Consider the following 20,780-nt stretch of genomic DNA (forward strand, 5'->3'; position numbering starts at 1 on the left):
CATGAACTCTGAGCTTTTGCTCCTTATTCTGGTAGCCGGTGGGGTAGCTGCCGTGGCGGGTCTTCTCCTACCTTTCGCAGTACGACCACTCTTGCACCGTTGGAACCTCGTAGACATCCCAACAGAGCGCTCATCTCATACCTCTCCGGTCTACCGGGGGATGGGTTTAGCAACGGCGCTAGCAGTCCTTTTGGGGTACGTTATTGCCTTGCTTGATGGGCAAATTTATACCGATCGCTCGGTTGCCCTGTGCGTTCTCTTTGGCATGATGTCCGCCGGGCTTCTCGGCTGGCTTGAGGACTACCGCGGTGTCTCTATTAAGGTGCGAGCTGGGGCTCAGGTGCTGATTGGTGTGATCGTCACTTTAGGTCTCACCTATGTTCTGGGCACCCCTGTATGGTGGTTACCGCTGGGGGTCATTGCTGTAGCTGCTTACATCAATGTCACCAATTTTATGGATGGCATCAACGGTATTTCAGGTCTACACGGCTTTGCCGTTGGGTTGGCCTACAGCTACGCAGGCTGGGCAAACTCGACACCCTGGCTCATAGGAGGTGGCGCCGCCCTAGCTGCAGCCTACCTTGCCTTCCTGCCCTGGAACGTGCGCACCGGCAAGAATGTTTTTCTCGGGGATGCAGGATCCTACTTTCTGGGTGGAGCCATCGCTTCAATGGCTATCGGCGCCTTTTTGTCGGGTATATACCTTGAGTACATCCTGGCGCCCCTACTGGTCTATCTGACTGATACCGGTGTAACCCTCTTGCGGCGAGTACTCAGGGGGGAGCAGTGGTACAAACCTCACCGCACCCACGTCTACCAGCAGCTTACGGACTGCGGGCTGAGTCATATCGGTAGCGCGTCTTTAGTAACAGTATTTACACTGGTCATTACAGCTATCACGGTTCACGCTCTACCTTTTGAGACTCAGGACGCTATATGGTCAGCACTCCTCGTGGTGTGTCTGTTGGGGATTTACCTGTCACTTCCCTCAGCTCTGAGAAAGGTTAAAGGTGCATCGATTATTCGGTAACCCGCCCGTTGGCCAGATGCCCTGGTGGCGCATCCTGTGTTACGTGACACTATCTTTTGTAATCTTGGCCATTATCGGTACGATTATTGGAGCGATAATAGAAGACGTTGACGGCGCTGGTGGCTTTTTGACCGGCGTAGGTATCGTCTATCTTAGTTTCCTTATCAGCATCCTAACGGTGATTGTGGGGGAGCGATGGTCGATGACATCGGCCGCGCGTTCACTGGTTATCGCTTATGTGGTGAAAGTAGTTATCTTTACGCTGCTGTTGATTCTCGCTCCCGTACCCGATGGTTTCAGGAACGGCTGGATGATGGTAGCGGCCCTTATCGCGATTCTTCTGCAGCTAGGGCTTGAAGCGTACGTCATCACCAAGCAACGACTGCTGTACTTTGACGCAACTGACTGAAGGAAAGTGAGCGGCTGTTGAAAGAAGATAAGGACACCTGGTATAGCCAGGATAAGAAGCTTCGCTCAACCGGCGAATTGGTTGCCGGAGGGGGTACTGCTGGTGCCTTTATGACGCTTCTCTATGTCATTATCGGCATAGCGGTCTGGGGTTTGGTAGGCTATGGCTTGGACCACTTGCTCGGAGCCTCTTGGATTCGGTGGGTAGGAGTTCTCATTGGCGCCTTTGGCGGTGTCTATTTGATTTTCCTCCACATGCGACAGACGCACCAGAAATAAATATCTCTTTTCAATAAGAGACCACACATACTTTTGATTCTTTGAACACCTATGAGGTTGCGCAAGCGGCCAACAAGTAGCAAGAAAGGACTTGCCTTGATTTCAAACGGGCTAGTTGTTGCAGCTGGAGAACAGCAGGGCTATCAAGCTCCCACGATTGATGATATGCACCTACCTGCAATCTTCGAGATCGGCTCGTTTGCTTTTGGCAAGCAGATGCTCTTGGTGATGCTGTCGGTGGTAATTGTGGCAGGCTTCTTTATGTATGCCGCTCGCAAGCGTGCCATGGTTCCTTCCCGCACCCAGTTCATTGGCGAAATGGGTTACGGTATGGCACGCAACAGTCTGGGGAAAGAGATTATCGGTGCTCACGCCTATAAGCCCTTCGTGCCGTTGCTCTTTACAGCCTTCTTCTTCATCCTGGTCAACAACCTTTACGGTTCCATTCCGCTGATTCAGCTACCCACCATGTCATACGTTGGCTCAGCCTACGCGCTGGCGATCATTGCTTATGTGACCTGGGTTGGTGTTGGTATTAAGCGAAAGGGTCTGGGTACTTTCTTCAAGGACATGACTATGCCCTCCGGTGTTCCTCCGGTCATCTATGTCATCCTCATTCCCATTGAGTTCATGTCCAACATGCTCATCCGCCCGGCCACCCATGCTCTTCGTCTCTTCGCCACTATGTTCGGTGGTCACTTGGCGATTATGGTTGCCGCCTCACTGACCCAGTACCTCATCATGGAGGCAGGCGGCTTCGCTGCATTGGCATCGGTTGGTTCTGGTGCCCTGGGCATCTTCCTCTTCTTCCTGGAGCTGATGATTCAGTGCATCCAGGCCTACGTCTTCACCCTGCTCCTCGCGGTTTATCTGCAGGGCTCGGTTTCAGAAGGCCACTAAAGATTTTCTCTGCTGCTCACCGTAGTAGATGAATACAGCGACCCGTGCAAACGGGTAGTTATCCAAATAAATACTCTGCCCACACAACACCCACGTGGGCTCTGTGAAAGGAAAAACCATGGAAGGTTCACTTACCGCAATCGGCTACGGTCTATCAGCTATCGGCGGCGGCATCGGCGTAGGTCTGATCTTCGCTGCTTATATGACCAGCGTTGCCCGTCAGCCCGAGTCACAGAAGGCCCTGCAGCCCATGCTGTTCCTGGGCTTCGCTCTGGTAGAAGCACTGGCAATTCTTGGTCTGGTCCTGGCATTCATTATGTAATGTTCGACTGATGTCGAACCTACTTGACCAATCTATAGAACAGGAAAAACCCCTATGTCTTTTCTAATGGCTGCGGAAGAGGGCGCTAATCCTCTCATCCCCAACATTTGGGAAATCGCCATTACCGCCATTGGGTTCCTGATCCTCCTCTTCATCGTTACCAAGTACGTCGTCCCGGCATTCGAAAAGATTTACCAGGACCGTAAGGAAGCAATCGAAGGCGGTCTTGCTAAGGCTGAAAAGGCCCAGGCAGAAGCAGCAGCAGCACGCGAAGAGTACGGTCAGCAGCTTGAAAGCGCTCGACTTGAGGCTCAGAAAATTCGTGAAGAGGCCCGTGCCGAAGGTGACAGCATCATCGCTGAAGCCAAGGAACGTGCATCGGTTGAGGCCGCTCGCATCACCGAGAACGCACAGAAGACTATTGCCGCTGAACGTGCATCTGCACAGGCTTCACTTCGCACCGAAGTTGGAACCCTTGCGACTGCACTAGCTGGCAAGATTGTTGGCGAGTCACTCGCTGACGATCAGCGTTCATCACGTGTGGTCGACCGTTTTCTTGCTGATCTCGATGCACAGCAGCAGGCAGGTGCTACTCGCTAATGTCAGCAGTATCAACTGAATCACTGAACAAGGTGGAACAGGTTCTGGCAGATAATACTGCCTCTAACCCCAACCACCTCGCAGCAGAGCTTTTCGCTGTCGTCGATCTTATCGATGGCAACGGTGGCTTGAGGCGAGGTCTAACCGATCCTTCTCGCGAAGCGGAACAGCGCGCCGGCATTGCCCGCGCAGTTTTGAGCGGCAAGATTTCTGAAGGCGCTCTTAACGTCGTTTCTGCAGCTGCAGAGGCACGCTGGAGCTTCGAGCGAGACCTGGCAGATGCTCTTGAAAAAACTGCCGTGACCGCGATTGCGATGTCAGCTGAGCAGCGCGGCGGTGCAGATGCACTGGACGCAGTCGTCAACGAACTGTTGACCTTTGTCAATACCGTTAGTAGCTCAGCGGAGGCTCAGTCAGCGCTAGCTGACAGTAGGGCAAGCAAAGAAGCACTCAAGAAGCTCGCCGTTAAACTTGGTGGTCAGGTTACCACTGAAGAGGGCAAGCTTCTGCTCGAACGAGTTGGCTCAGCGACTCGCGGTAGCACCGCAGTTCGCCTGGCTAATGAGTTTGTTGAAATCATCGTCAAGCGTCAAAACCGTTGGATTGCACGAGTAACTGCCGCTAAGGCACTCTCAGCTGAGCAGATCGCTAAGTTGCAGGGGTCACTCAACACAACCTACGGTAAGGACCTAAAGCTCGATATCACTGTCGATCCTTCGGTTCTGGGCGGTCTGCGTGTTCAGGTAGGGGACGAGGTCATTGATGGCACTCTTTCAACCCGCCTAGCAAATCTCAGCCGATCCTTCGCATAGGCAGTGTGACAAACCGTTTACGACGGTGATTTAGAAGATACATAAGGCAGTAGCGAGTTCCCGTTCATCCACTGGTGGCGGGCGGGAACCTACGTCTTGCAAGTTTAGATGGATGCACCCGTTCGGTGCAGACCATCAACCAATTAGGAGAGCAGGGACATAAGATGGCCGATTTGACCATCAATGCCGACGATGTCCGTAACGCGCTGAACGAATTCGCAGCGTCTTACGAACCCGGCAATGCAGAGCGCGTAGAGGTGGGTCGTGTTGCATCAGCATCCGACGGCATCGCACGCGTCGAGGGTCTTCCCTCAGTAATGGCTAATGAGCTTCTTCGCTTCGAAGATGGCACCCTTGGCCTGGCACAGAACCTTGATACCCGCGACATCGGTGCAATCGTCCTGGGCGACTTCACCGGCATCGAAGAAGGCCAAGAAGTTCACCGCACCGGTGAAGTTCTGTCCGTACCCGTAGGCGACGCCTACCTGGGTCGTGTCGTTGACCCCCTGGGCAACCCCATTGATGGCCTGGGCGAGATTGAAGCTGAAGGCCGCCGTGCCCTAGAACTTCAGGCACCTGGCGTTACTGCGCGTAAGTCAGTGCACGAGCCCCTCCAGACCGGTCTCAAGGCTATCGACGCCATGATTCCCATTGGTCGTGGACAGCGTCAGCTCATCATTGGTGACCGCCAGACCGGTAAAACTGCTATTGCAGTTGATACCATTCTGAACCAGAAGGATAACTGGGAAACCGGTGACCCCAACAAGCAGGTTCGTTGCGTTTACGTAGCAATCGGTCAGAAGGCTTCGACCATCGCGGCCGTCCGTGAAACTCTGAAGCAGAAGGGCGCGCTGGACTACACCACCATCGTCGCTTCCCCTGCATCAGATGCAGCAGGCTTCAAGTACTTGGCACCATACACTGGTAGCGCCATCGGCCAGCACTGGATGTACGGCGGCAAGCACGTTCTCATCATCTTTGATGATCTCTCAAAGCAGGCAGAAGCTTACCGTGCGGTTTCACTTCTGCTCCGCCGCCCGCCGGGCCGCGAGGCCTACCCCGGCGACGTCTTCTACCTCCACTCACGTCTGCTCGAGCGCTGTGCAAAGCTCTCAGATGAGCTGGGCGCAGGTTCCATGACCGGCTTCCCGATCATCGAAACCAAGGCTAACGACGTTTCAGCCTTCATTCCCACCAACGTCATCTCCATCACTGACGGCCAGATCTTCTTGCAGTCAGACCTGTTCAACGCTAACCAGCGTCCCGCAGTCGACGTAGGTATCTCTGTTTCCCGTGTGGGTGGCGCAGCACAGACCAAGGCAATGAAGAAGGTCTCCGGTACCCTCAAGCTTGACCTTGCTCAGTACCGCGCAATGGAAGCATTCGCTATGTTTGCATCCGACCTGGACGACGCCTCAAAGGCTCAGTTGACCCGCGGTGCTCGCCTAACGGAACTGCTGCGTCAGCCCCAGTACACTCCTTACGCGGTTGAAGATCAGGTTGTTTCCATCTGGGCTGGCACCAATGGCTACCTGGACGATGTAGAAGTTTCTGACGTCCTGCGCTTTGAAACAGAATTCCTGGATCACTTGCGCCGTTCAACCTCCGTTCTGCAGGACATTGCAGCTAGCGGCAAGCTTGAAGACGAAACCGTCAACGCTCTGAAGACTGCCATCGCAGACTTCAAGACCGGTTTCCGTTCAGAGGGCTCAAGCCACCTGGTTGAGGCTGGTCACGAGGAGCACAAGCCACTCGTAGACGGTGACGTCTCACAGGAAACCATCGGTTAGCGATTTACCCGAGTTTTGTTGGTGCTCATCTCTTCTATGAGCTGAGCACCATCGAAGCACGGAACGAAAGGAATCTATATGGGAGCCCAGATTAGGGTTTACCGCCAAAAGATTACTTCAACATCGTCTATGAAGAAAATCTTCAAGGCGATGGAGATGATCGCGACCTCACGTATCAGCAAAGCGCGTAAGAGCTCAGAGGCGGCAAGCCCCTACGCTAACGCGCTGACCAAGGCTGTCACCGCCATTGCTGCCCAGCATCACATTGAGCACCCGCTACTTGCATCTGGCAGCAAAGGTACTAGTGGCCGTTCAGCGGTACTGGTTCTGACCAGCGACCGCGGTCTTGCTGGCTCCTACTCATCCTCCGTCCTTAAAAAAACTGAGGGGCTCATTGAGAAGCTCCGCGGTGAAGGGCGCGAGGTCAAGCTCTACCTCATGGGGCGAAAGGCAAAGTCCTACTTTGACTTCCGTGAACGTGAGTACGAGCAGGCGTGGGAAGGCAACACCGATAACCCCAACGTGGAGATGGCTGTAGCTGCCCGCGATGCCATTCTTTCAGCCTTTGAAAGCGGCGAAGTAGATGACCTTCATATTGTCTACACCGAGTTCGTTTCAATGGTGACCCAGGAAACCCGCGTTCTGCGCCTGCTACCCATCGTGGTCGCTGACGCTCGCGCTCTGGGGGAAGAAATTGTTCCCGGTGAACGCCTTGAGAACGATCAGTTCGAACAGAATTCAGTCTTTGAATTCGAACCGAACCCTCAGGAAGTACTCGATGAACTTCTGCCCCGTTACGTCGCTTCTCGAATTTACGCTTGCCTCCTTGAGGCCGCAGCGTCTGAACTTGCTTCACGCCAGCGGGCGATGAAGTCCGCAGGTGACAACGCTGACGAACTCATCAAGAAGTACACTCGCCTGATGAACAACGCTCGCCAGGCTGAGATTACTCAGGAACTGAGCGAAATTGTTGGCGGCGCGGACGCACTCGCCTCCTAAACTTCGAAGACAACTTTTCCACGCTCTACACAAGTAAGTGAGAACAATGACTGCAACTCTGAACGAATCGGCTGCACAGCCGACTCAGGGCGCAACCGGTCGTATTGCTCGCGTTATCGGCCCCGTCGTCGACGTTGAGTTCCCTGCCGGCCAGGTACCTGACATTTACAACGCGCTGACCGCTGACCTTACCCTCAACGGCACCACCCGCAAAATCACCTTTGAGACTGCTCAGCACCTCGGTGATTCGCTGGTACGCGCAATTTCACTCCAGCAGACTGACGGCCTCGTGCGCGGTCAGGCTGTAGTGGATACCGGTGCTCCTATCTCCGTCCCCGTGGGCGACGGCGTCAAGGGCCACATCTTCAACGTTCTGGGCGAGGCCCTGGACGTATCCAATGACGAAATCAAGGCTGACACCTACTGGCCTATCCACCGTTCCGCTCCCAACTTCGCTGACCTTGAAGGTTCAACCGAAATGCTGGAGACCGGAATTAAGTCCATCGACCTTCTGACCCCCTACATTAAGGGCGGTAAGATTGGTCTGTTCGGTGGCGCCGGTGTTGGCAAGACCGTTCTGATCCAGGAAATGATTACCCGTGTTGCCCGAAACTTCGGTGGTACCTCAGTGTTCACCGGTGTTGGCGAGCGTACCCGCGAAGGTAACGACCTCTGGGTTGAAATGGAAGAGGCAGGCGTCCTCAAAGACACCGCCCTCGTATTCGGCCAGATGGACGAACCCCCTGGAACTCGTCTGCGCGTAGCACTGACCGGTCTGACCATGGCGGAGTACTTCCGCGATGTTCAGAACCAGGACGTTCTGCTCTTCGTTGATAATATCTTCCGTTTCACCCAGGCAGGTTCAGAAGTTTCAACCCTTCTAGGTCGTATGCCTTCTGCGGTGGGCTACCAGCCCAACCTGGCAGATGAAATGGGTCTGCTGCAGGAACGCATTACCTCAACTCGTGGTCACTCCATTACCTCGATGCAGGCTATCTACGTTCCCGCGGATGACTACACTGACCCCGCACCCGCGACCACCTTCGCGCACCTCGATGCGACCACTGAGCTCTCACGTGAAATTGCTTCACGCGGTCTCTACCCCGCAATCGATCCGCTGAGCTCGACCTCACGTATTCTGGACCCCCAGTACATTGGCCAGGATCACTACGACACCGCGATTCAGGTCAAGGCAATTCTTCAGGAAAACAAGGAACTCCAGGACATCATCGCGATTCTTGGTGTGGACGAACTTTCCGAAGAGCAGAAGGTCGTTGTTTCCCGTGCCCGCCGTATCGAGCAGTTCCTCTCACAGAACACCTACACTGCTAAGCAGTTCACCGGTGTTGAGGGTTCAACCGTTTCGGTGAAGGAAACCATCGAATCATTCCAGATGATCTGCCGCGGCGATGTAGACCACATCCCCGAGCAGGCCTTCTACAATATCGGTGGTATGGACGACGTGATGCGCCGTTACGAGGAACTCAAGGCACAGTCTGGAGCCAAGTAATCATGGCACTCAAAGTAGAAGTCGTTTCACGCGAATCGGTCGTGTGGGCTGGCGAAGCGAAGTACCTGCGTGCTCGTACCGTCAACGGTGACATCGGTATCATGCCCGGTCACATCCCCACCATGGCTCTCCTAGCTGAAGACGGCGAACTTCTTATCGAGTCGGTTACCGGCGAGAAGAAGGTGACCCGCCTGCACGAAGGTTTCTTGACCGTTTCAAATGATCGAGTCACCATCGCAGCTAAGCGCGCGACCATTTAGGTTGCACAAAAGCCGGGCCTCCCCACGCATGTGGGGAAGCCCGGCTTTTGTTTTTAATGCCATCAAAGCAAAAAGCTTTATGAAGGGTGAGCTAAATATAACCCAGTCCCTAAAAGAGGCGGGACTCCACATCATCCACCCCGCGCATGGCGTCATAGTCAAGGGATACGCAGCGAATGCCCCTGTCCTCAGCCAGCGTGCGCGCCTGAGGCTTAATACGCTGCGCAGCAAAGACGCCCTGTACCGGAGCCAGCAGAGGGTCACGATTAAGAAGTTCAAGGTAGCGAGTTAGCTGCTCAACACCGTCAATATCGCCCACACGCTTGAGCTCAACAGCAACCGAAACTCCCGAGGCGTCTTTAGCGAGGATATCCACGGGACCAATAGCGGTGGGGTACTCGCGGCGAACCATGCGGTAGCCCGCGCCTAAAAGCTCAATCTGATCAGATAGCAGGCGCTGGAGGTCAGCTTCAACGCCGTCTTTAATGAGCCCGGGGTCAATGCCAAGATCATGGCTCATTTCGTTGATCTTCTCGAAAACTCTAATGACCAAGCGGTCATCGGTTTTAGCCGCCTGCACCGTCCAGAGCTCACAGACATCGCTGTCCAGCTCATCGGCTAAGGAGGTGCTGTCTATTTCAGCTCGGTCGGCAATGTGCAGGCGAGCTGGTGGGCTCATCCAGTTCAGGGGTTTGTAGGAACCGCCATCCGAGTGAATAAGCACTGACCCGTCATTCTTGACCACCAACAGGCGGGTGGCGCGGGGCAGATGAGCAGAGAGTCTACCCATATAGTCAACAGAACAATCAGCAAATACTAAACGCACCGTACCACTCTAGCACCCAGGTTTAGGCCTTCAGCCTACTGGCCCACAATCCGTGAGAAAATGGTGAGCATGCCTCGTAAAGCCCACCACGCATCCCGCAAAAATAATTCTGGTCCTGTTCCCAACAAATGGCAGAAAGCTCGCCCCCAGGGGCGGGACATCTCACGCATTTTAGACCCTGCACCCTATATCGAGAGGGCAGGGGATGGAGAGTGGTTCGTTCAGCACATTCCTTCGTTCAACGCTGTCAAGACCTACAAGTGCCCCGAATGCGAACGTTCCATTACCCCCGGTACCGCTCACCTGGTGGTCTGGCAGCAAGATCACATGTTTGGTAAACAAAGAGCCATCGAAGAGCGGCGCCACTGGCATAAACACTGCTGGGAGACGCGCAGACTCTGGTAGGAACTCTTCCTTCTGTAGATCTAGAGGGTGTCTTGGCGGGGGATGAGCACTTCGCGGAGCAAGATGAGTAAGGACGCGGCAACGGGGATAGCGATAATGGCGCCGAGTACACCCCAGAGGGCGGCACCGGCTGCCACAGCGATGACGGCCACCCCACCCGGCACAGCTACGGCTTTGCTCATAATTCGCGGAGAAATAAAGTATGCCTCGATCTGTAAATAGACCAGGTAGGGGATCAAAAAGAAGAGGGCAGTCTGCCAGCTTTCTAGAAGAGCTACTAGGGATACAAGGGCGGCGGCACTCACCCCACCCACCAGGGGAATGAAGGCAAGGATAAGCACAAAGAGCATGAGTAACTGGGGGAAGGGCACTCCCACTAGAAGCATCACTACTAGGGCGAAGGATGCATTACAGGCCGCTACCACCGCCTGACCTGAGACGTACTGGCCAACCGAGCTGGTAATTTTATCTGTGAGGTATGTCACTCTTTCTCTTTTGGATGCAGGAGCTAAACGAACTCCCCAGGCCTTGATCGTGGGCAGCGACGCCAGGACGTAGCCCGATAAAAAGAGAACAATGATAGTGCCGGTGAGAAATTCTGCCAGAGTGGAACCTGCGTTAATGAGCGAATTAAAAAAGCTACTCATTACTGAAGAATCAGCTGTGATATCGGCAAAGAACTTATCGACCTCAGCATCGACTGCTGTGCGAATGTTATAGCGGCTATCGAGCCCTTCAAAGAATTCTGAGTTGAGGAAGCTTTCGAACTGTTGTGGGAAGCCGTTGATGAAGGTAATAGCCTGGCGGGCGATTACCGGTATGACCCAGAAGATGATAGCTGAAAGGAAGGCTGTAAAGGCAAGGAAGACGGTGGCTACACCGAAGCCCCGGGGGATCCCGAGCTTTTCTAGCTTTCTCACCATGGGGTCAAGGCCCAAGCCAATAAAGACGGCTCCTGTTAGCCAGCCCGCTAGAGCCCCAACGTTGATCATCAGGTAGTAGCATAGCAAGGCAAAGCCCACTCCCACTGTCACCATAAACCCAAAGTAGATGGGGTTGGTGATGTGCCGAGCTTTGCCACCTGGAACACGAGCTGATTTTGACCAACGGGGTTGCTCACCGGTGCCGAGATCTTCAGTTTCTACCGTTGCGGGCTCATCGGGTAGCACAAAGCGGTGACGGGGGAGAGCCCCTGGAATCGTTGGGAGCGTGAACCATTCTTGCTGTGCTTCAGCACCCGAACCAGATATTGAAAAATTACTCTTCGGTGATGTCTGGGAAGAAGCTCTGCGATTTAAAAAGCGCAAAGGGCGGGGACGCGGAATTTTTGGCATGGGCTATTTTCGTAACTGGTGAAGCTGGTTTCTACCACTGTATACCTGATTCAGCCTTAGGCTAGAAAAAACTCGCTGGGGTGGGCATACCCTGATTTGTTTGGCACCATGGAGTACAGAATCTAGCTTTAATCAGGAGACCACCATGAGCACCGCTAACAACGAATTTTCTGCAGAACACCTTCCCGCCTCTGTGCGTAATGCCCCGGAATTAGGTGTTTCTCTACAAGATCAGAACGGCTCGCTAGCTCCTTCTGAAGCACCAGCAGCGGGAGAACCCAGCTGGCGCGTGGATGTAACGGACGCTGAGAGCTTCCAGCAGTTGGTACAGCTTTCCAATCAGGGTGCCGTTATTTTTGCCCTGTGGGCACCGCACTCACCAGCATCGGTCTCGATGCTAGAACAGGCAGAGGCACTCGTTAATTCTGCGGGTGGCAATCTTCTGCTGGCAGCTGTAGATATCACCAAAGCACCCGAAATTGGGCAGGCTTTTCAAATTCAGGGTGTGCCAGCGGCGGTAGCAATCATTGGTGGTCGCCCAGCCCCGCTTTTCAATGGCCCTATTGATGCTGAGGCGCTGACGGACGTCCTGGGGCAGGTGCTTCAATTGGCTGCCCAACAGGGTCTCCGTGGGGGGTTTGAGCCGGTGGTATCTGAAGAGGAAATGCCCCTGCCGCCTCTGCATGCGGAGGCAATTGATGCCCTTGACCGAGGGGATTATGCCGCTGCTACCTCAGCCTACACCCGTGCACTTAACGAGAACCCCGCAGACTCTGATGCCAAGATTGGTCTAGCTCAGGTGCATCTCCTGGAACGCGTAGCTGGGCTGAGTCTCGCGGATGAGCGTGAGAAGGCTGCTGCTGATCCCACTGATGTGCAGGCGCATCTCAATGTGGCTGATCTCGATATAGCCGGTGGGCATGTTGAGGACGCTTTTGCGCGCTTGTTGCGCCTTTTTAAAGCTGTTGATACTGAGGCTAAAACTTCGGTGCGCGAACGTTTGCTGGAGTTGTTTACGGTGGTAGGTTCCAGCGACCCCCGCGTTACTAAAGCCCGGTCAGCTCTAATGACCGCCTTGTTCTAGATTCATACGGCTATAGAATATCGATGAGCCGAAAAAACGATAATCCCCCTGACGGGGGAGGTCATCAGTGCGCTACTTCACTACTATGGAGGATATGAGTGAAGAAAACTTTCCCCACAGCGCTGTTCCAGCTCACGATGAATCGTTACAGCAACCCTCTGCACATGCCCAGGTAGCTTCGCAGATAACGGACAACATCGTAGATGCTGAGGTGGCTCCCCAGAGCCAAGGAACCCCAGCACTCGATATACGGTCCCTGGTCAAGATTTTTGACCAGAGAGCTGTCGTTGATGGAATCAACCTAACCGTTCCCCGCGGCTCGTTTTACGGGCTGGTGGGGCGCAATGGGGCGGGTAAGACCACCTCTCTCTCTATGGCTACCGGAATGCTCAAACCTACCCAGGGCCAGGTGCTCATTGGCGGGGCAGATATCTGGGCGCAGCCGCTGGACGCTAAACGTAAGGTAGGGGTGTTACCAGATAGCGTCCACCTCTTCGATAAATTGACCGGTGAGCAGTTGATCACTTTCGCCGGTCGGCTTCATGGGTTAGATCAGCAGACGGTGGCTCAGCGTACCCGTGACCTGCTAGTAGCCATGGACCTCACCGGTGCTGCAGGCCAACAGGTCGCTGACTACTCAGCCGGTATGACCAAAAAAGTGGCCCTAGCTTGCGCCATGATTCATGCACCGCAGCTGCTGGTGCTTGACGAGCCTTTTGAGGCGGTGGACCCTATTTCAGCATCGAATATTCAAGACATATTGCGAGCCTATGTGGCTGGCGGAGGTACGGTGATTATCTCCTCCCACGTCATGGATCTAGTGCAGCGTCTATGCGATCATGTTGCCATCATGGATAAGGGCCGCATTCTTGCTTCAGGCACGGTGGACGAGGTCAGAGCAGGTCAGAGCCTTGAAGAACGATTTGTTCGCCTGGTCGGTGGCAGAGTGGTGTCGGAGGGTATTTCATGGTTGCAGTCCTCCTAAAACTCAAATGGGCCAATTTCGCTGCCCTTTTCACCAGCAAAAATGTGTGGGTGATCGTCGGTGTAGCCTTCGGAGGCCTCTACGCACTGGGTGCAGCCTTTGGGTTGGGGGCTTTGGGTCTCACCGTTGATAAAACTTGGTCCCTCACTTTTATGGTGCTGTTTGCTACCGTACTTTCCCTCATCTGGTGGATTGTACCTCTGGTGGCGGCGGCTGCTGACGCCACCCTAGACCCCGAGCGTCTGGCACCCTATCCCTTGACTGCCCCCCAACTTATGGGCGGTCAGTTGCTCGGAGCTTTCGTGGGAATCCCCGGAGCAGTCACCCTTATGATGAGTTTGGCCGCGGCCACGTCGCTGACCAGCACCGGCTGGTCCCTAGCCTTCTACCCGCTTTCGCTGGTGCTGGGTCTGGCGCTAGTAGTGGTGGTATCGCGCCTGATTACACAGCTTTCTATCCCAATGAGAGCCCGCCGCGGTGTCACTAATCTTCTCACCATTATTAGCTTTAGCATTTTGGTCATGCTGGGCCCCATCATGATGGGTGCAGTCACCGGGCTCTATTCAATGATTGACCGGCTACCCACTGTGGTTTCCTCCCTGCAATGGACACCTTTTGCGGCCCCCTGGGCGGTGGCTGTTCATGCAGGGCAGGGGCACTGGGGCACAGCCGGTTTGCTGGTACTTATTAGCTTGGTCTACCTGGCTCTCGCCTGGGCGATGTGGCGGCGCGCAATGGAAAAGACCATGGCTAACGTCGGAGCATTAACCCCCCATAAGGCCGCTACCATCTCAGAGGCGGGCAAGCTTGGTTTACTAGGGCTCTTCCCCGACAAGCCCAGATGGGCTATTACAGCTCGTGTTCTCCATATGATGTTCAAGGACACCCGGTGTAACCTCAATATTCTGATGGTGCCCCTCTTTTATACTATGTTCATTTTTATGGGCACCTCCATGCCTTCTTCAGAAACAGGCAGTAATATCTTGGGGCAGTTCTTCCTGACAGTCTTTCTACCAGCTTTCGCCGGGTATATCTTTGCCTACCTGATTTCCTATGAAAACATCGCCTTCTCCATGCATGTACTGGCACCCCTACGCGGGATTGAAGACCGACTGGGCCGACTCTATGCCATGCTCATAATTTATCTGCCCCTGATGGTCATCGGTAGCTTGATCTATGTGCTGGTCAGCCAGCAGACTGTTTACCTTGCTCCGATTATGTTGACCACGGTTGGGGTTTTCTTTGTGAGTTTGGGTGTCTCCGCGGTATCGGATATGTATTTCTCGGTTCCGGCGCCTCCACCCGGCTCCAGTCCCTGGAAAACACCTAAACAGCCCGATGGTTTTGCTAAGGCACTTGTCCGTGGTCTGATCATGTTCATCCCTATGGTCCTCTCTTTCCCCGGCGGGGCAGGGCTACTGGCCCAAGGAATCACAGGGAACCCCCTGTGGGGATGGCTCGGTGGCGGTGCCATGCTCATACTTGGCCTCATCATCTTGATCCTAGGAATCAAGCTAGGGTCTCGTCGCTTTGAGCAACATGCGGCAGATGCGCTGCAGCGTGTTGCCCGCTTCGGCTAACAGGGCTAGTAGCTCCATTACACTAGGAAGAAACCTACGAAAGGAAAGCCATGTCCTCCATTCCCGGAATCGAAGATCCCTTCCCCGAAACTCAACGAACCGGTGGCACAGCACTACTAGAACGCGAAGAAGTTCAGGACGTTGAACCAGGTGATCACGAACGTTTCTCCCACTATGTCCGCAAAGAAAAGATCATGGAATCAGCCCTCACCGGAAAGCCGGTGAGAGCTCTGTGCGGCAAAAAGTGGACACCGGGCCGTGATCCCGAAAAATTCCCGGTCTGCCCAGAGTGCAAGGAAATTTATGAAGGCCTAGCACCGGGACAAGACGATAACTAAAACCCTACCTGTAGCAGGGGCGCTAATCCCTCATAACTACCCGTCACTCTCTTGCACTAGCGGGTGGATGGCCAGCTCCCATGCTGGCAGTGACCTTTTTCATCCCTGCCTATGCTGCTTCTATCTCTACCCCTGAGCCGATGCTACGTTTCGGTATTTTTGCACAGGTGGCTGGAGAGGACGCCGGTCAACTGATAACTCGTTAGGGCCCAGCTCAGAATTCGGAGGCACTCCTTCCACCGTGACCTACGATGGGGCGGGGCGCACTGTCGCCGCTGAACTACCAGTCATCACAGCACCTTACCGACTCAAGGCCAATGGAACTTATCGGCGTGACCAAGCCGGTAGTTTTTCTAGCCCCATTCCTCACCGAATGGGGCTAAACTTTTCTGGTGCCCCTTTGGGCACAGTGTCGTTGCGAGGGAAGGGACTCACCATGTCAGATGCACAGCCCACACTCTTTGGAGAAGGCTCAGCCCCTCTACCCCCGGCCTATCCTGACCGCGCGGCTTGGGGCACAGCGCCTAAACTGCGTGCCTGGCAGTCAGAGGCAATGACAAAATATTTTGCTGAGAACCCGCGGGACTTCATGGCGGTGGCGACCCCCGGAGCGGGTAAGACAACGTTCGCCCTCACCGTAGCAAAAGAGCTCTTCAACCGCGGCACTATCAACCGTATGACCGTGGTGGCTCCCACTGATCACCTCAAGCGCCAGTGGGCGGATGCCGCTGCGCGAGTGGGTATCTCCATTGACCCCAACTTTAAGAACTCAGACGGCACCACGGGCCGGGGCTACCAGGGCGTAGCTCTGACCTACTCCCAGGTTGCTAACAAACCCATGCTGCACAGGGCACGCACCGAAAATGGCCGCACCCTGGTCATCATGGATGAAATCCACCACGCAGGCGATGCCCTCTCCTGGGGTGACGGTCTGCGCGAGGCCTTTGAACCGGCCACCCGCCGTCTGGCCTTGACCGGTACACCCTTCCGCTCAGACACCTCAGCTATCCCTTTTGTGCAGTATGAAGAGGACAAAGAGGGCATCCGCCGCTCTACATCTGACTACTCCTACGGCTATGGCCCAGCTCTTAAAGACCACGTGGTGCGCCCGGTTATTTTCATGGCCTACTCAGGTCAGATGCGCTGGCGCACCAGCGCCGGCGAAGAAATGGCGGCCAACCTGGGGGAGGGATTCACCAAGGATGTGACCGCCCAGGCCTGGCGTACTGCCCTCAACCCTGAGGGTGAATGGATCCCTACCGTGCTCTCGGCTGCTGATAAACGTCTAACACAGGTGCGCCGCACCGTACCGGACGCCGGTGGGCTAGTCATCGCTACCGACCACGCTGACGCACGCGCCTATGCTGCCCAGCTACAGAAAATTACGGGGGAAAAGCCAGCCCTCATTCTCTCCGATGACAAAGAAGCCTCCAATAACATCGAGGCTTTCAGCGAGGGAATGGCTCGCTGGATGGTGGCGGTCCGCATGGTATCCGAAGGCGTGGACGTGCCCCGTCTAGCCGTGGGCGTCTATGCCACCTCAACCAGCACACCGCTTTTCTTTGCCCAGGCGATTGGACGTTTTGTGCGCTCGCGTAAGCGCGGTGAAACCGCCTCGGTCTTCCTGCCCTCGGTTCCCCAGCTCATGATGCTAGCTAACGAGATGGAAGCTGAACGCGATCACGCCTTGGATCGAAAAGGCGCCAATGACGAGCCAGTAGACCCGCTCAACGAGGGCCTGGATGACCACCTCATTGAAGAAGCCAACCGTGAAGAAGTAGCCTCGGATCAGCTAACGCGCGGCAGATTTGAGGCTATCGGTTCTCAGGCATCTTTCCACGGTGTACTCTTTGATGGCAGTGAATTTGCCTCCGGCGGTCTTGAAGTGGGGTCAGACGAAGAACAGGACTTCCTGGGCATACCTGGGCTACTGGACGCCGACCAGGTGGGCACTCTCCTGCGTGCACGCCAGCAGGATCATGCCTCCAGGCGTCCTGCCACCAGCGCGCCGCAGGTGGTGGACCACCGTCAGCTCAAGGACCTGCGTAACCAGCTCTCTAAGAATGTTGCTGCTTGGGCTGCCCGCACCGGCAAACCCCACGGCTCCATTCATAACGAGCTGCGCCGTATTTGCGGTGGCCCTGCCGTCGCCCAGGCATCAGCCGAGCAGCTCCAAGCCCGCCTTGAAAAACTGCAGGACTGGTTCGTGGGCAGAAAATAAACGAGGGCTCACCTAGATAGTTTTCGCCCAGAAAGGGTTAAGAACAAGTAGCTCTTAACCCTTTCTGGGCGAAAATTTTTTGATACTCTGAACTGCCTACAGAACCTCGGTGACCGTCACACCGGCATCCTCTAATTCATCAACGGCGTCGTCCTGGCCCTCTTCAGAGACCGGGGCGGTGAGATCCAGGAGCACTCGTGTCTCGTAGCCAGCGTCCACAGCATCGAGGGCAGTTGCCTTGACGCAGAAATCGGTGGCGATGCCCACCACGTCAACATCGGTGATTTCGTGTTCCTGTAACCAGTCATCCAGAGAAAGCTTGGGGGTTTCATCCTCAACTGCTGCTCCGGCCTCGCGTTCACCGGTCATGACCGAGTTCTCGGGTGCCAGTAACCCTTCAAACCCAGAGTAAGCGGCCTCAAAGGCACCCTTACGGAAGAAAGCTTCGATGTAGTCGGTATCCAAATTTTCGTGGGTATCAGCGCCACGGCTCTCGGCTACACAGTGACGAGGCCAAGAAGTCTTGTAATCCGGGGTGTCAGAGAAGTGGTCGCCCGGGTTCACATGCCAGTCTAGGGTAGCCACGATTGCCTCGTAATCACCATGACGGGTTTCTATATACTCGCTAATCAGCGCAGCAACTTCGGCGCCGCGCTCGGTGGCCAAACTACCACCTTCACAAAAGTCGTTCTGAACATCAACAATAATGAGTGCTTTAGGCATGGGTGCTCCTTACGCCAGAGAATGAATCTACTAGTTTAGCTGTTCACAAATTCGGTGGGAATCACGGGGTCGCCGGGTGAAAGGCGGGTTGCGGCAACAGGCAACTCAGTGAGGGAACGGGCATGACGTTCAGAGGCTCTGCGCACCCCTTCGGCGCCGGTGAAACCCGGTTGAACAGCGCCGTCCACCACCAGGTCAACCATGAGATTGCGGTCGTTAGAGTCAGCCGGGGCAGTGATATCGACCCCAATGACCTCAGCCGTTGCCCTGCCTTTAGCGTTGAGCCTGCGGACCGCGCTCTTCTGACCACCGATAGAGGCTTTACCCGAGGATGCTTTAGCCACGGGCTCCATAACACCTTCGCTGTTTTCACGCAGTACTACCTTATAGACCATAGACGAGGTGGGAACACCTGAGCCGGTGACCAGTTTGGTGCCCACGCCGTAGGAATTGACGGGCGCAGCAGCCAGTGAAGCAATGGCGTACTCATCGAGATCGCTGGTCACGGTAATCTTGGTACCGGTGTTTCCCAGCGAATCCAGTAGCTCTCGCACGTACTGAGCTTGTGCCACCAGGTCACCGGAGTCCAGGCGAACGCCGCCCAGCTCCGGGCCAGCTAGCTCAACGGCAAGGCGCACAGCCTTTTCAACGTCGTAGGTATCGACGAGCAAGGTAGTGTCCTTGCCCAGGGATTCGAGCTGAGCTTCGAATGCTTCGCGCTCAGAATCGTGCAGCAGGGTGAAAGAGTGAGCGCTGGTGCCGATGGTGTGCAGGCCATAACGCCGGCCAGCTTCAAGGTTAGAGGTGCCAGCGAACCCGGTGATGACGGCGGCGCGGGCAGCTGCTACGGCTGCTTCTTCGTGGGCTCGGCGGGAGCCCATCTCAAGGCAGGGCCGGGTGCCAGCGGCAACGCTCATGCGGGAAGCCGCAGTTGCGACAGCTGAGTCGTAGTTGAAGATGGAGAGAATGAAGGTTTCTAGAATGCAGGCCTCGGCAAAGGTCGCTTCAACCTGCAAAACGGGGGAGTGGGGGAAGAAAATCTCACCCTCAGCGTAGCCTCGGATAGTGCCGGTAAAACGGAAATTTCGGAGGTAGTCCAGGGTCTGCTTGTTCACCACTTTACGGTCAGCAAGAAAATCGATTTCATCGGAGGTGAAGCGGAAGTCGTGCAGCCCTTCTAGGAACCTGCCGGTGCCCGCCAGCACACCGTAGCGGCGCCCGCCAGAGAGCCTGCGGGTAAAGACCTCGAAGACGGTCTTGCGGTGGGCGGCACCTGATGCCAGGGCAGCCTGCAGCATCGTCAGCTCGTAGTGGTCTGTGAAAAGTGCAGTTGAAGAAGTCACGGGCACAAGTTTACCCCCGCCCGGTTCAATCCGTTAGCTGGACCTAGCCGAGCCCTATGATAGATAGGGTTAGTCAGCAACTAATCCATCATAACTTGCCCCCAAGGGAGTGCCTCCGCGAGATGTCCAATCACTATCAGCCGGTTTTATCAACCGCCGGTACTGAAATCCTGCCTGACCTTGATCAGCTTCTTGATGCTGATATCTTCACCGCCCCCGATGTGCCTTGGCACGTGCTGGTGTGGAATGACCCGGTCAATTTGATGAGCTACGTGAGTTACGTCTTCCGCTCCCATTTTGGCTATGACCGTGCCAAGGCAGAAAAACTGATGATGACAGTGCACACCGAGGGTAAAGCCACTGTATTTACCGGCAGTAAAGAAGAAGCCGAACGGCACACCTCAGCCCTGCATACTTGGGGTTTGTGGGCAACTTTTGAAAGGGCGGAAAGCTAATGGCACAAGGCTTCAAATCAACACCCAGAGGCTATACCGCCCGCTTCACACCTGAAGAGGTGCAGGTTCTCACCCAGCTCTTTGAAGACGTTGCCCTTACGCTCGAGCCCGATGAAGACGCTGCGACAGACCCGCTTGCTGACCTGGTGGGCATCTCTGAAAACGCCCAGATTCCTACGGACCCTGCCCTGGCCCGTATGTTACCCGTAGCCAGCGATGACCCCGAGATAGCCGATGAGTTCCGCCGTTTTACAGAGCTTTCACTGCGCCGGGGCAAAATAGCTAACCTCCACATGGCAGCTATGGACGCCCGGAGCGTCGACCTAGCGTTGGACGCCGCACACGCCCGTGCCTGGGCAACCGCTCTCAACGATGTACGTCTGACCCTGGCCACCCGGCTTGAATTGAAGACCGAAAAAGACGCCGCTCGAATCAGTCAGATGACCGAGTGGAAGGATGTGGAAACCACTGACCAGTACATGGCCCTGCTCTATAACTTCATTACCTGGCTACAGGACTCCCTCATGGAAGCTATGCTCAGCCAGCTCGATGATTAGCAGGTAGGGCCCTTCCGGC

At 55.2% G+C, this 20,780-nt stretch carries 23 protein-coding genes; 19 read left to right on the forward strand and 4 right to left on the reverse strand.

All coding sequences use genetic code 11. The features are described from left to right. The first annotated feature begins 1 nt into the window (after position 1). The 11 genes from VVR27_RS04560 (at position 2) to VVR27_RS04610 (ending at position 8,910) form a co-directional block, all read left to right on the forward strand. Positions 2 to 1,030 carry a glycosyltransferase family 4 protein gene (locus VVR27_RS04560; RefSeq protein ID WP_368547256.1) on the forward strand — a complete coding sequence of 343 codons (1,029 nt, stop codon included), beginning with the start codon at positions 2 to 4 and terminating at the stop codon, positions 1,028 to 1,030. Next, positions 1,011 to 1,439 (forward strand): hypothetical protein, encoded by a 429-nt coding sequence (locus VVR27_RS04565; RefSeq protein ID WP_368547257.1) that lies wholly within the window; start codon positions 1,011 to 1,013, stop codon positions 1,437 to 1,439. Before VVR27_RS04560 ends, VVR27_RS04565 begins: the two co-directional genes overlap by 20 nt. 17 nt (positions 1,440 to 1,456) lie before the next feature. Then, positions 1,457 to 1,717, forward strand: coding sequence for a hypothetical protein (locus VVR27_RS04570; protein WP_368547258.1), 261 nt, complete (start codon positions 1,457 to 1,459; stop codon positions 1,715 to 1,717). Between the two features lie 96 nt (positions 1,718 to 1,813). Further along, the gene (gene atpB / locus VVR27_RS04575) at positions 1,814 to 2,617 is read left to right on the forward strand and encodes a F0F1 ATP synthase subunit A (RefSeq protein ID WP_368547259.1); all 804 of its coding nucleotides are present in this window, start codon (positions 1,814 to 1,816) and stop codon (positions 2,615 to 2,617) included. Between the two features lie 118 nt (positions 2,618 to 2,735). After that, a complete protein-coding gene (gene atpE, locus VVR27_RS04580) occupies positions 2,736 to 2,939 on the forward strand; it encodes an ATP synthase F0 subunit C (protein ID WP_346872349.1) in 204 nt (67 codons plus the stop codon). Positions 2,940 to 2,993: 54 nt separating this feature from the next. Further along, positions 2,994 to 3,539 (forward strand): F0F1 ATP synthase subunit B, encoded by a 546-nt coding sequence (locus VVR27_RS04585; protein ID WP_251379006.1) that lies wholly within the window; start codon positions 2,994 to 2,996, stop codon positions 3,537 to 3,539. Further along, a complete protein-coding gene (locus tag VVR27_RS04590; protein WP_368547261.1) occupies positions 3,539 to 4,351 on the forward strand; it encodes a F0F1 ATP synthase subunit delta in 813 nt (270 codons plus the stop codon). Before VVR27_RS04585 ends, VVR27_RS04590 begins: the two co-directional genes overlap by 1 nt. A 164-nt stretch (positions 4,352 to 4,515) precedes the next feature. After that, positions 4,516 to 6,141 carry a F0F1 ATP synthase subunit alpha gene (gene atpA, locus VVR27_RS04595; protein WP_368547262.1) on the forward strand — a complete coding sequence of 542 codons (1,626 nt, stop codon included), beginning with the start codon at positions 4,516 to 4,518 and terminating at the stop codon, positions 6,139 to 6,141. A 78-nt stretch (positions 6,142 to 6,219) separates the two neighbouring features. Next, positions 6,220 to 7,140 (forward strand): F0F1 ATP synthase subunit gamma, encoded by a 921-nt coding sequence (locus VVR27_RS04600; RefSeq protein ID WP_368547263.1) that lies wholly within the window; start codon positions 6,220 to 6,222, stop codon positions 7,138 to 7,140. A gap of 46 nt (positions 7,141 to 7,186) precedes the next feature. Then, on the forward strand, positions 7,187 to 8,650 hold the full coding sequence (atpD, locus tag VVR27_RS04605; protein WP_368547264.1) for a F0F1 ATP synthase subunit beta: 1,464 nt from the start codon (positions 7,187 to 7,189) through the stop codon (positions 8,648 to 8,650). Between the two features lie 2 nt (positions 8,651 to 8,652). Further along, positions 8,653 to 8,910, forward strand: a complete 258-nt coding sequence (locus tag VVR27_RS04610; RefSeq protein ID WP_368547265.1) for a F0F1 ATP synthase subunit epsilon — start codon at positions 8,653 to 8,655, stop codon at positions 8,908 to 8,910. A gap of 109 nt (positions 8,911 to 9,019) precedes the next feature. On the opposite strand, the gene nucS is transcribed toward VVR27_RS04610, so the two are convergent. Next, positions 9,020 to 9,736: an endonuclease NucS gene (gene nucS, locus VVR27_RS04615; protein WP_346872356.1), complete on the reverse strand. Its 717-nt coding sequence runs from the start codon at positions 9,734 to 9,736 to the stop codon at positions 9,020 to 9,022. Positions 9,737 to 9,805: 69 nt separating this feature from the next. Between nucS and VVR27_RS04620 the strand changes: the two genes are divergently transcribed. Next, positions 9,806 to 10,141, forward strand: a complete 336-nt coding sequence (locus VVR27_RS04620; RefSeq protein WP_368547266.1) for an ATP/GTP-binding protein — start codon at positions 9,806 to 9,808, stop codon at positions 10,139 to 10,141. A 20-nt stretch (positions 10,142 to 10,161) separates the two neighbouring features. Here VVR27_RS04620 and VVR27_RS04625 read toward each other — a convergent pair whose 3' ends face one another. Beyond that, complete coding sequence (locus tag VVR27_RS04625) at positions 10,162 to 11,475, reverse strand: AI-2E family transporter (protein WP_368547267.1); 1,314 nt, start codon at positions 11,473 to 11,475, stop codon at positions 10,162 to 10,164. Positions 11,476 to 11,620: 145 nt separating this feature from the next. On the opposite strand from VVR27_RS04625, the gene VVR27_RS04630 reads away from it, so the two are divergent. The 5 genes from VVR27_RS04630 to VVR27_RS04650 all read left to right on the forward strand — a co-directional run bounded on the left by VVR27_RS04630 (position 11,621) and on the right by VVR27_RS04650 (position 17,683). Beyond that, complete coding sequence (locus VVR27_RS04630; protein ID WP_368547268.1) at positions 11,621 to 12,559, forward strand: tetratricopeptide repeat protein; 939 nt, start codon at positions 11,621 to 11,623, stop codon at positions 12,557 to 12,559. A gap of 94 nt (positions 12,560 to 12,653) precedes the next feature. After that, positions 12,654 to 13,544, forward strand: a complete 891-nt coding sequence (locus VVR27_RS04635; protein ID WP_368547269.1) for an ABC transporter ATP-binding protein — start codon at positions 12,654 to 12,656, stop codon at positions 13,542 to 13,544. Beyond that, on the forward strand, positions 13,526 to 15,124 hold the full coding sequence (locus VVR27_RS04640) for a hypothetical protein (RefSeq protein ID WP_368547270.1): 1,599 nt from the start codon (positions 13,526 to 13,528) through the stop codon (positions 15,122 to 15,124). The genes VVR27_RS04635 and VVR27_RS04640 overlap by 19 nt, the downstream gene beginning before the upstream one ends. Before the next feature lie 50 nt (positions 15,125 to 15,174). Beyond that, positions 15,175 to 15,462, forward strand: a complete 288-nt coding sequence (locus VVR27_RS04645; protein WP_251378994.1) for a DUF3039 domain-containing protein — start codon at positions 15,175 to 15,177, stop codon at positions 15,460 to 15,462. Positions 15,463 to 15,898: 436 nt separating this feature from the next. Further along, positions 15,899 to 17,683 (forward strand): DEAD/DEAH box helicase, encoded by a 1,785-nt coding sequence (locus tag VVR27_RS04650; RefSeq protein ID WP_346872363.1) that lies wholly within the window; start codon positions 15,899 to 15,901, stop codon positions 17,681 to 17,683. Positions 17,684 to 17,779: 96 nt separating this feature from the next. On the opposite strand, the gene VVR27_RS04655 is transcribed toward VVR27_RS04650, so the two are convergent. Continuing rightward, complete coding sequence (locus VVR27_RS04655; RefSeq protein WP_346872364.1) at positions 17,780 to 18,406, reverse strand: isochorismatase family protein; 627 nt, start codon at positions 18,404 to 18,406, stop codon at positions 17,780 to 17,782. Between the two features lie 35 nt (positions 18,407 to 18,441). Then, entirely contained in the window at positions 18,442 to 19,749 is a 1,308-nt protein-coding gene (locus VVR27_RS04660; protein WP_409349929.1) for a nicotinate phosphoribosyltransferase, read from the reverse strand. Positions 19,750 to 19,871: 122 nt separating this feature from the next. Between VVR27_RS04660 and clpS the strand changes: the two genes are divergently transcribed. Both clpS and VVR27_RS04670 read left to right on the forward strand, forming a co-directional pair. Beyond that, a complete protein-coding gene (clpS, locus tag VVR27_RS04665; protein ID WP_346872366.1) occupies positions 19,872 to 20,204 on the forward strand; it encodes an ATP-dependent Clp protease adapter ClpS in 333 nt (110 codons plus the stop codon). Beyond that, the gene (locus VVR27_RS04670; protein ID WP_368547272.1) at positions 20,204 to 20,761 is read left to right on the forward strand and encodes a DUF2017 domain-containing protein; all 558 of its coding nucleotides are present in this window, start codon (positions 20,204 to 20,206) and stop codon (positions 20,759 to 20,761) included. Before clpS ends, VVR27_RS04670 begins: the two co-directional genes overlap by 1 nt. Positions 20,762 to 20,780: the final 19 nt, after the last annotated feature.

It is taken from the genome of Rothia sp. LK2492 (assembly GCF_040946345.1).
Lineage (GTDB): Bacteria > Actinomycetota > Actinomycetes > Actinomycetales > Micrococcaceae > Rothia > Rothia endophytica.

What these genes read in the sequence shown, in the direction of transcription:
- VVR27_RS04600 (WP_368547263.1), top strand. Translation starts at nt 6,220, where the DNA reads ATGGGAGCCCAGATTAGGGTTTACCGCCAAAAGATTACTTCAACATCG.
- VVR27_RS04590 (WP_368547261.1), top strand. Translation starts at nt 3,539, where the DNA reads ATGTCAGCAGTATCAACTGAATCACTGAACAAGGTGGAACAGGTTCTG.
- atpD (WP_368547264.1), top strand. Translation starts at nt 7,187, where the DNA reads ATGACTGCAACTCTGAACGAATCGGCTGCACAGCCGACTCAGGGCGCA.
- VVR27_RS04625 (WP_368547267.1), bottom strand. Translation starts at nt 11,475, where the DNA reads ATGCCAAAAATTCCGCGTCCCCGCCCTTTGCGCTTTTTAAATCGCAGA.
- VVR27_RS04635 (WP_368547269.1), top strand. Translation starts at nt 12,654, where the DNA reads ATGAGTGAAGAAAACTTTCCCCACAGCGCTGTTCCAGCTCACGATGAA.
- VVR27_RS04655 (WP_346872364.1), bottom strand. Translation starts at nt 18,406, where the DNA reads ATGCCTAAAGCACTCATTATTGTTGATGTTCAGAACGACTTTTGTGAA.
- VVR27_RS04585 (WP_251379006.1), top strand. Translation starts at nt 2,994, where the DNA reads ATGTCTTTTCTAATGGCTGCGGAAGAGGGCGCTAATCCTCTCATCCCC.
- VVR27_RS04560 (WP_368547256.1), top strand. Translation starts at nt 2, where the DNA reads ATGAACTCTGAGCTTTTGCTCCTTATTCTGGTAGCCGGTGGGGTAGCT.
- atpA (WP_368547262.1), top strand. Translation starts at nt 4,516, where the DNA reads ATGGCCGATTTGACCATCAATGCCGACGATGTCCGTAACGCGCTGAAC.
- VVR27_RS04670 (WP_368547272.1), top strand. Translation starts at nt 20,204, where the DNA reads ATGGCACAAGGCTTCAAATCAACACCCAGAGGCTATACCGCCCGCTTC.
- VVR27_RS04620 (WP_368547266.1), top strand. Translation starts at nt 9,806, where the DNA reads ATGCCTCGTAAAGCCCACCACGCATCCCGCAAAAATAATTCTGGTCCT.
- atpE (WP_346872349.1), top strand. Translation starts at nt 2,736, where the DNA reads ATGGAAGGTTCACTTACCGCAATCGGCTACGGTCTATCAGCTATCGGC.
- VVR27_RS04610 (WP_368547265.1), top strand. Translation starts at nt 8,653, where the DNA reads ATGGCACTCAAAGTAGAAGTCGTTTCACGCGAATCGGTCGTGTGGGCT.
- VVR27_RS04645 (WP_251378994.1), top strand. Translation starts at nt 15,175, where the DNA reads ATGTCCTCCATTCCCGGAATCGAAGATCCCTTCCCCGAAACTCAACGA.
- VVR27_RS04630 (WP_368547268.1), top strand. Translation starts at nt 11,621, where the DNA reads ATGAGCACCGCTAACAACGAATTTTCTGCAGAACACCTTCCCGCCTCT.
- clpS (WP_346872366.1), top strand. Translation starts at nt 19,872, where the DNA reads ATGTCCAATCACTATCAGCCGGTTTTATCAACCGCCGGTACTGAAATC.
- VVR27_RS04650 (WP_346872363.1), top strand. Translation starts at nt 15,899, where the DNA reads ATGTCAGATGCACAGCCCACACTCTTTGGAGAAGGCTCAGCCCCTCTA.
- VVR27_RS04640 (WP_368547270.1), top strand. Translation starts at nt 13,526, where the DNA reads ATGGTTGCAGTCCTCCTAAAACTCAAATGGGCCAATTTCGCTGCCCTT.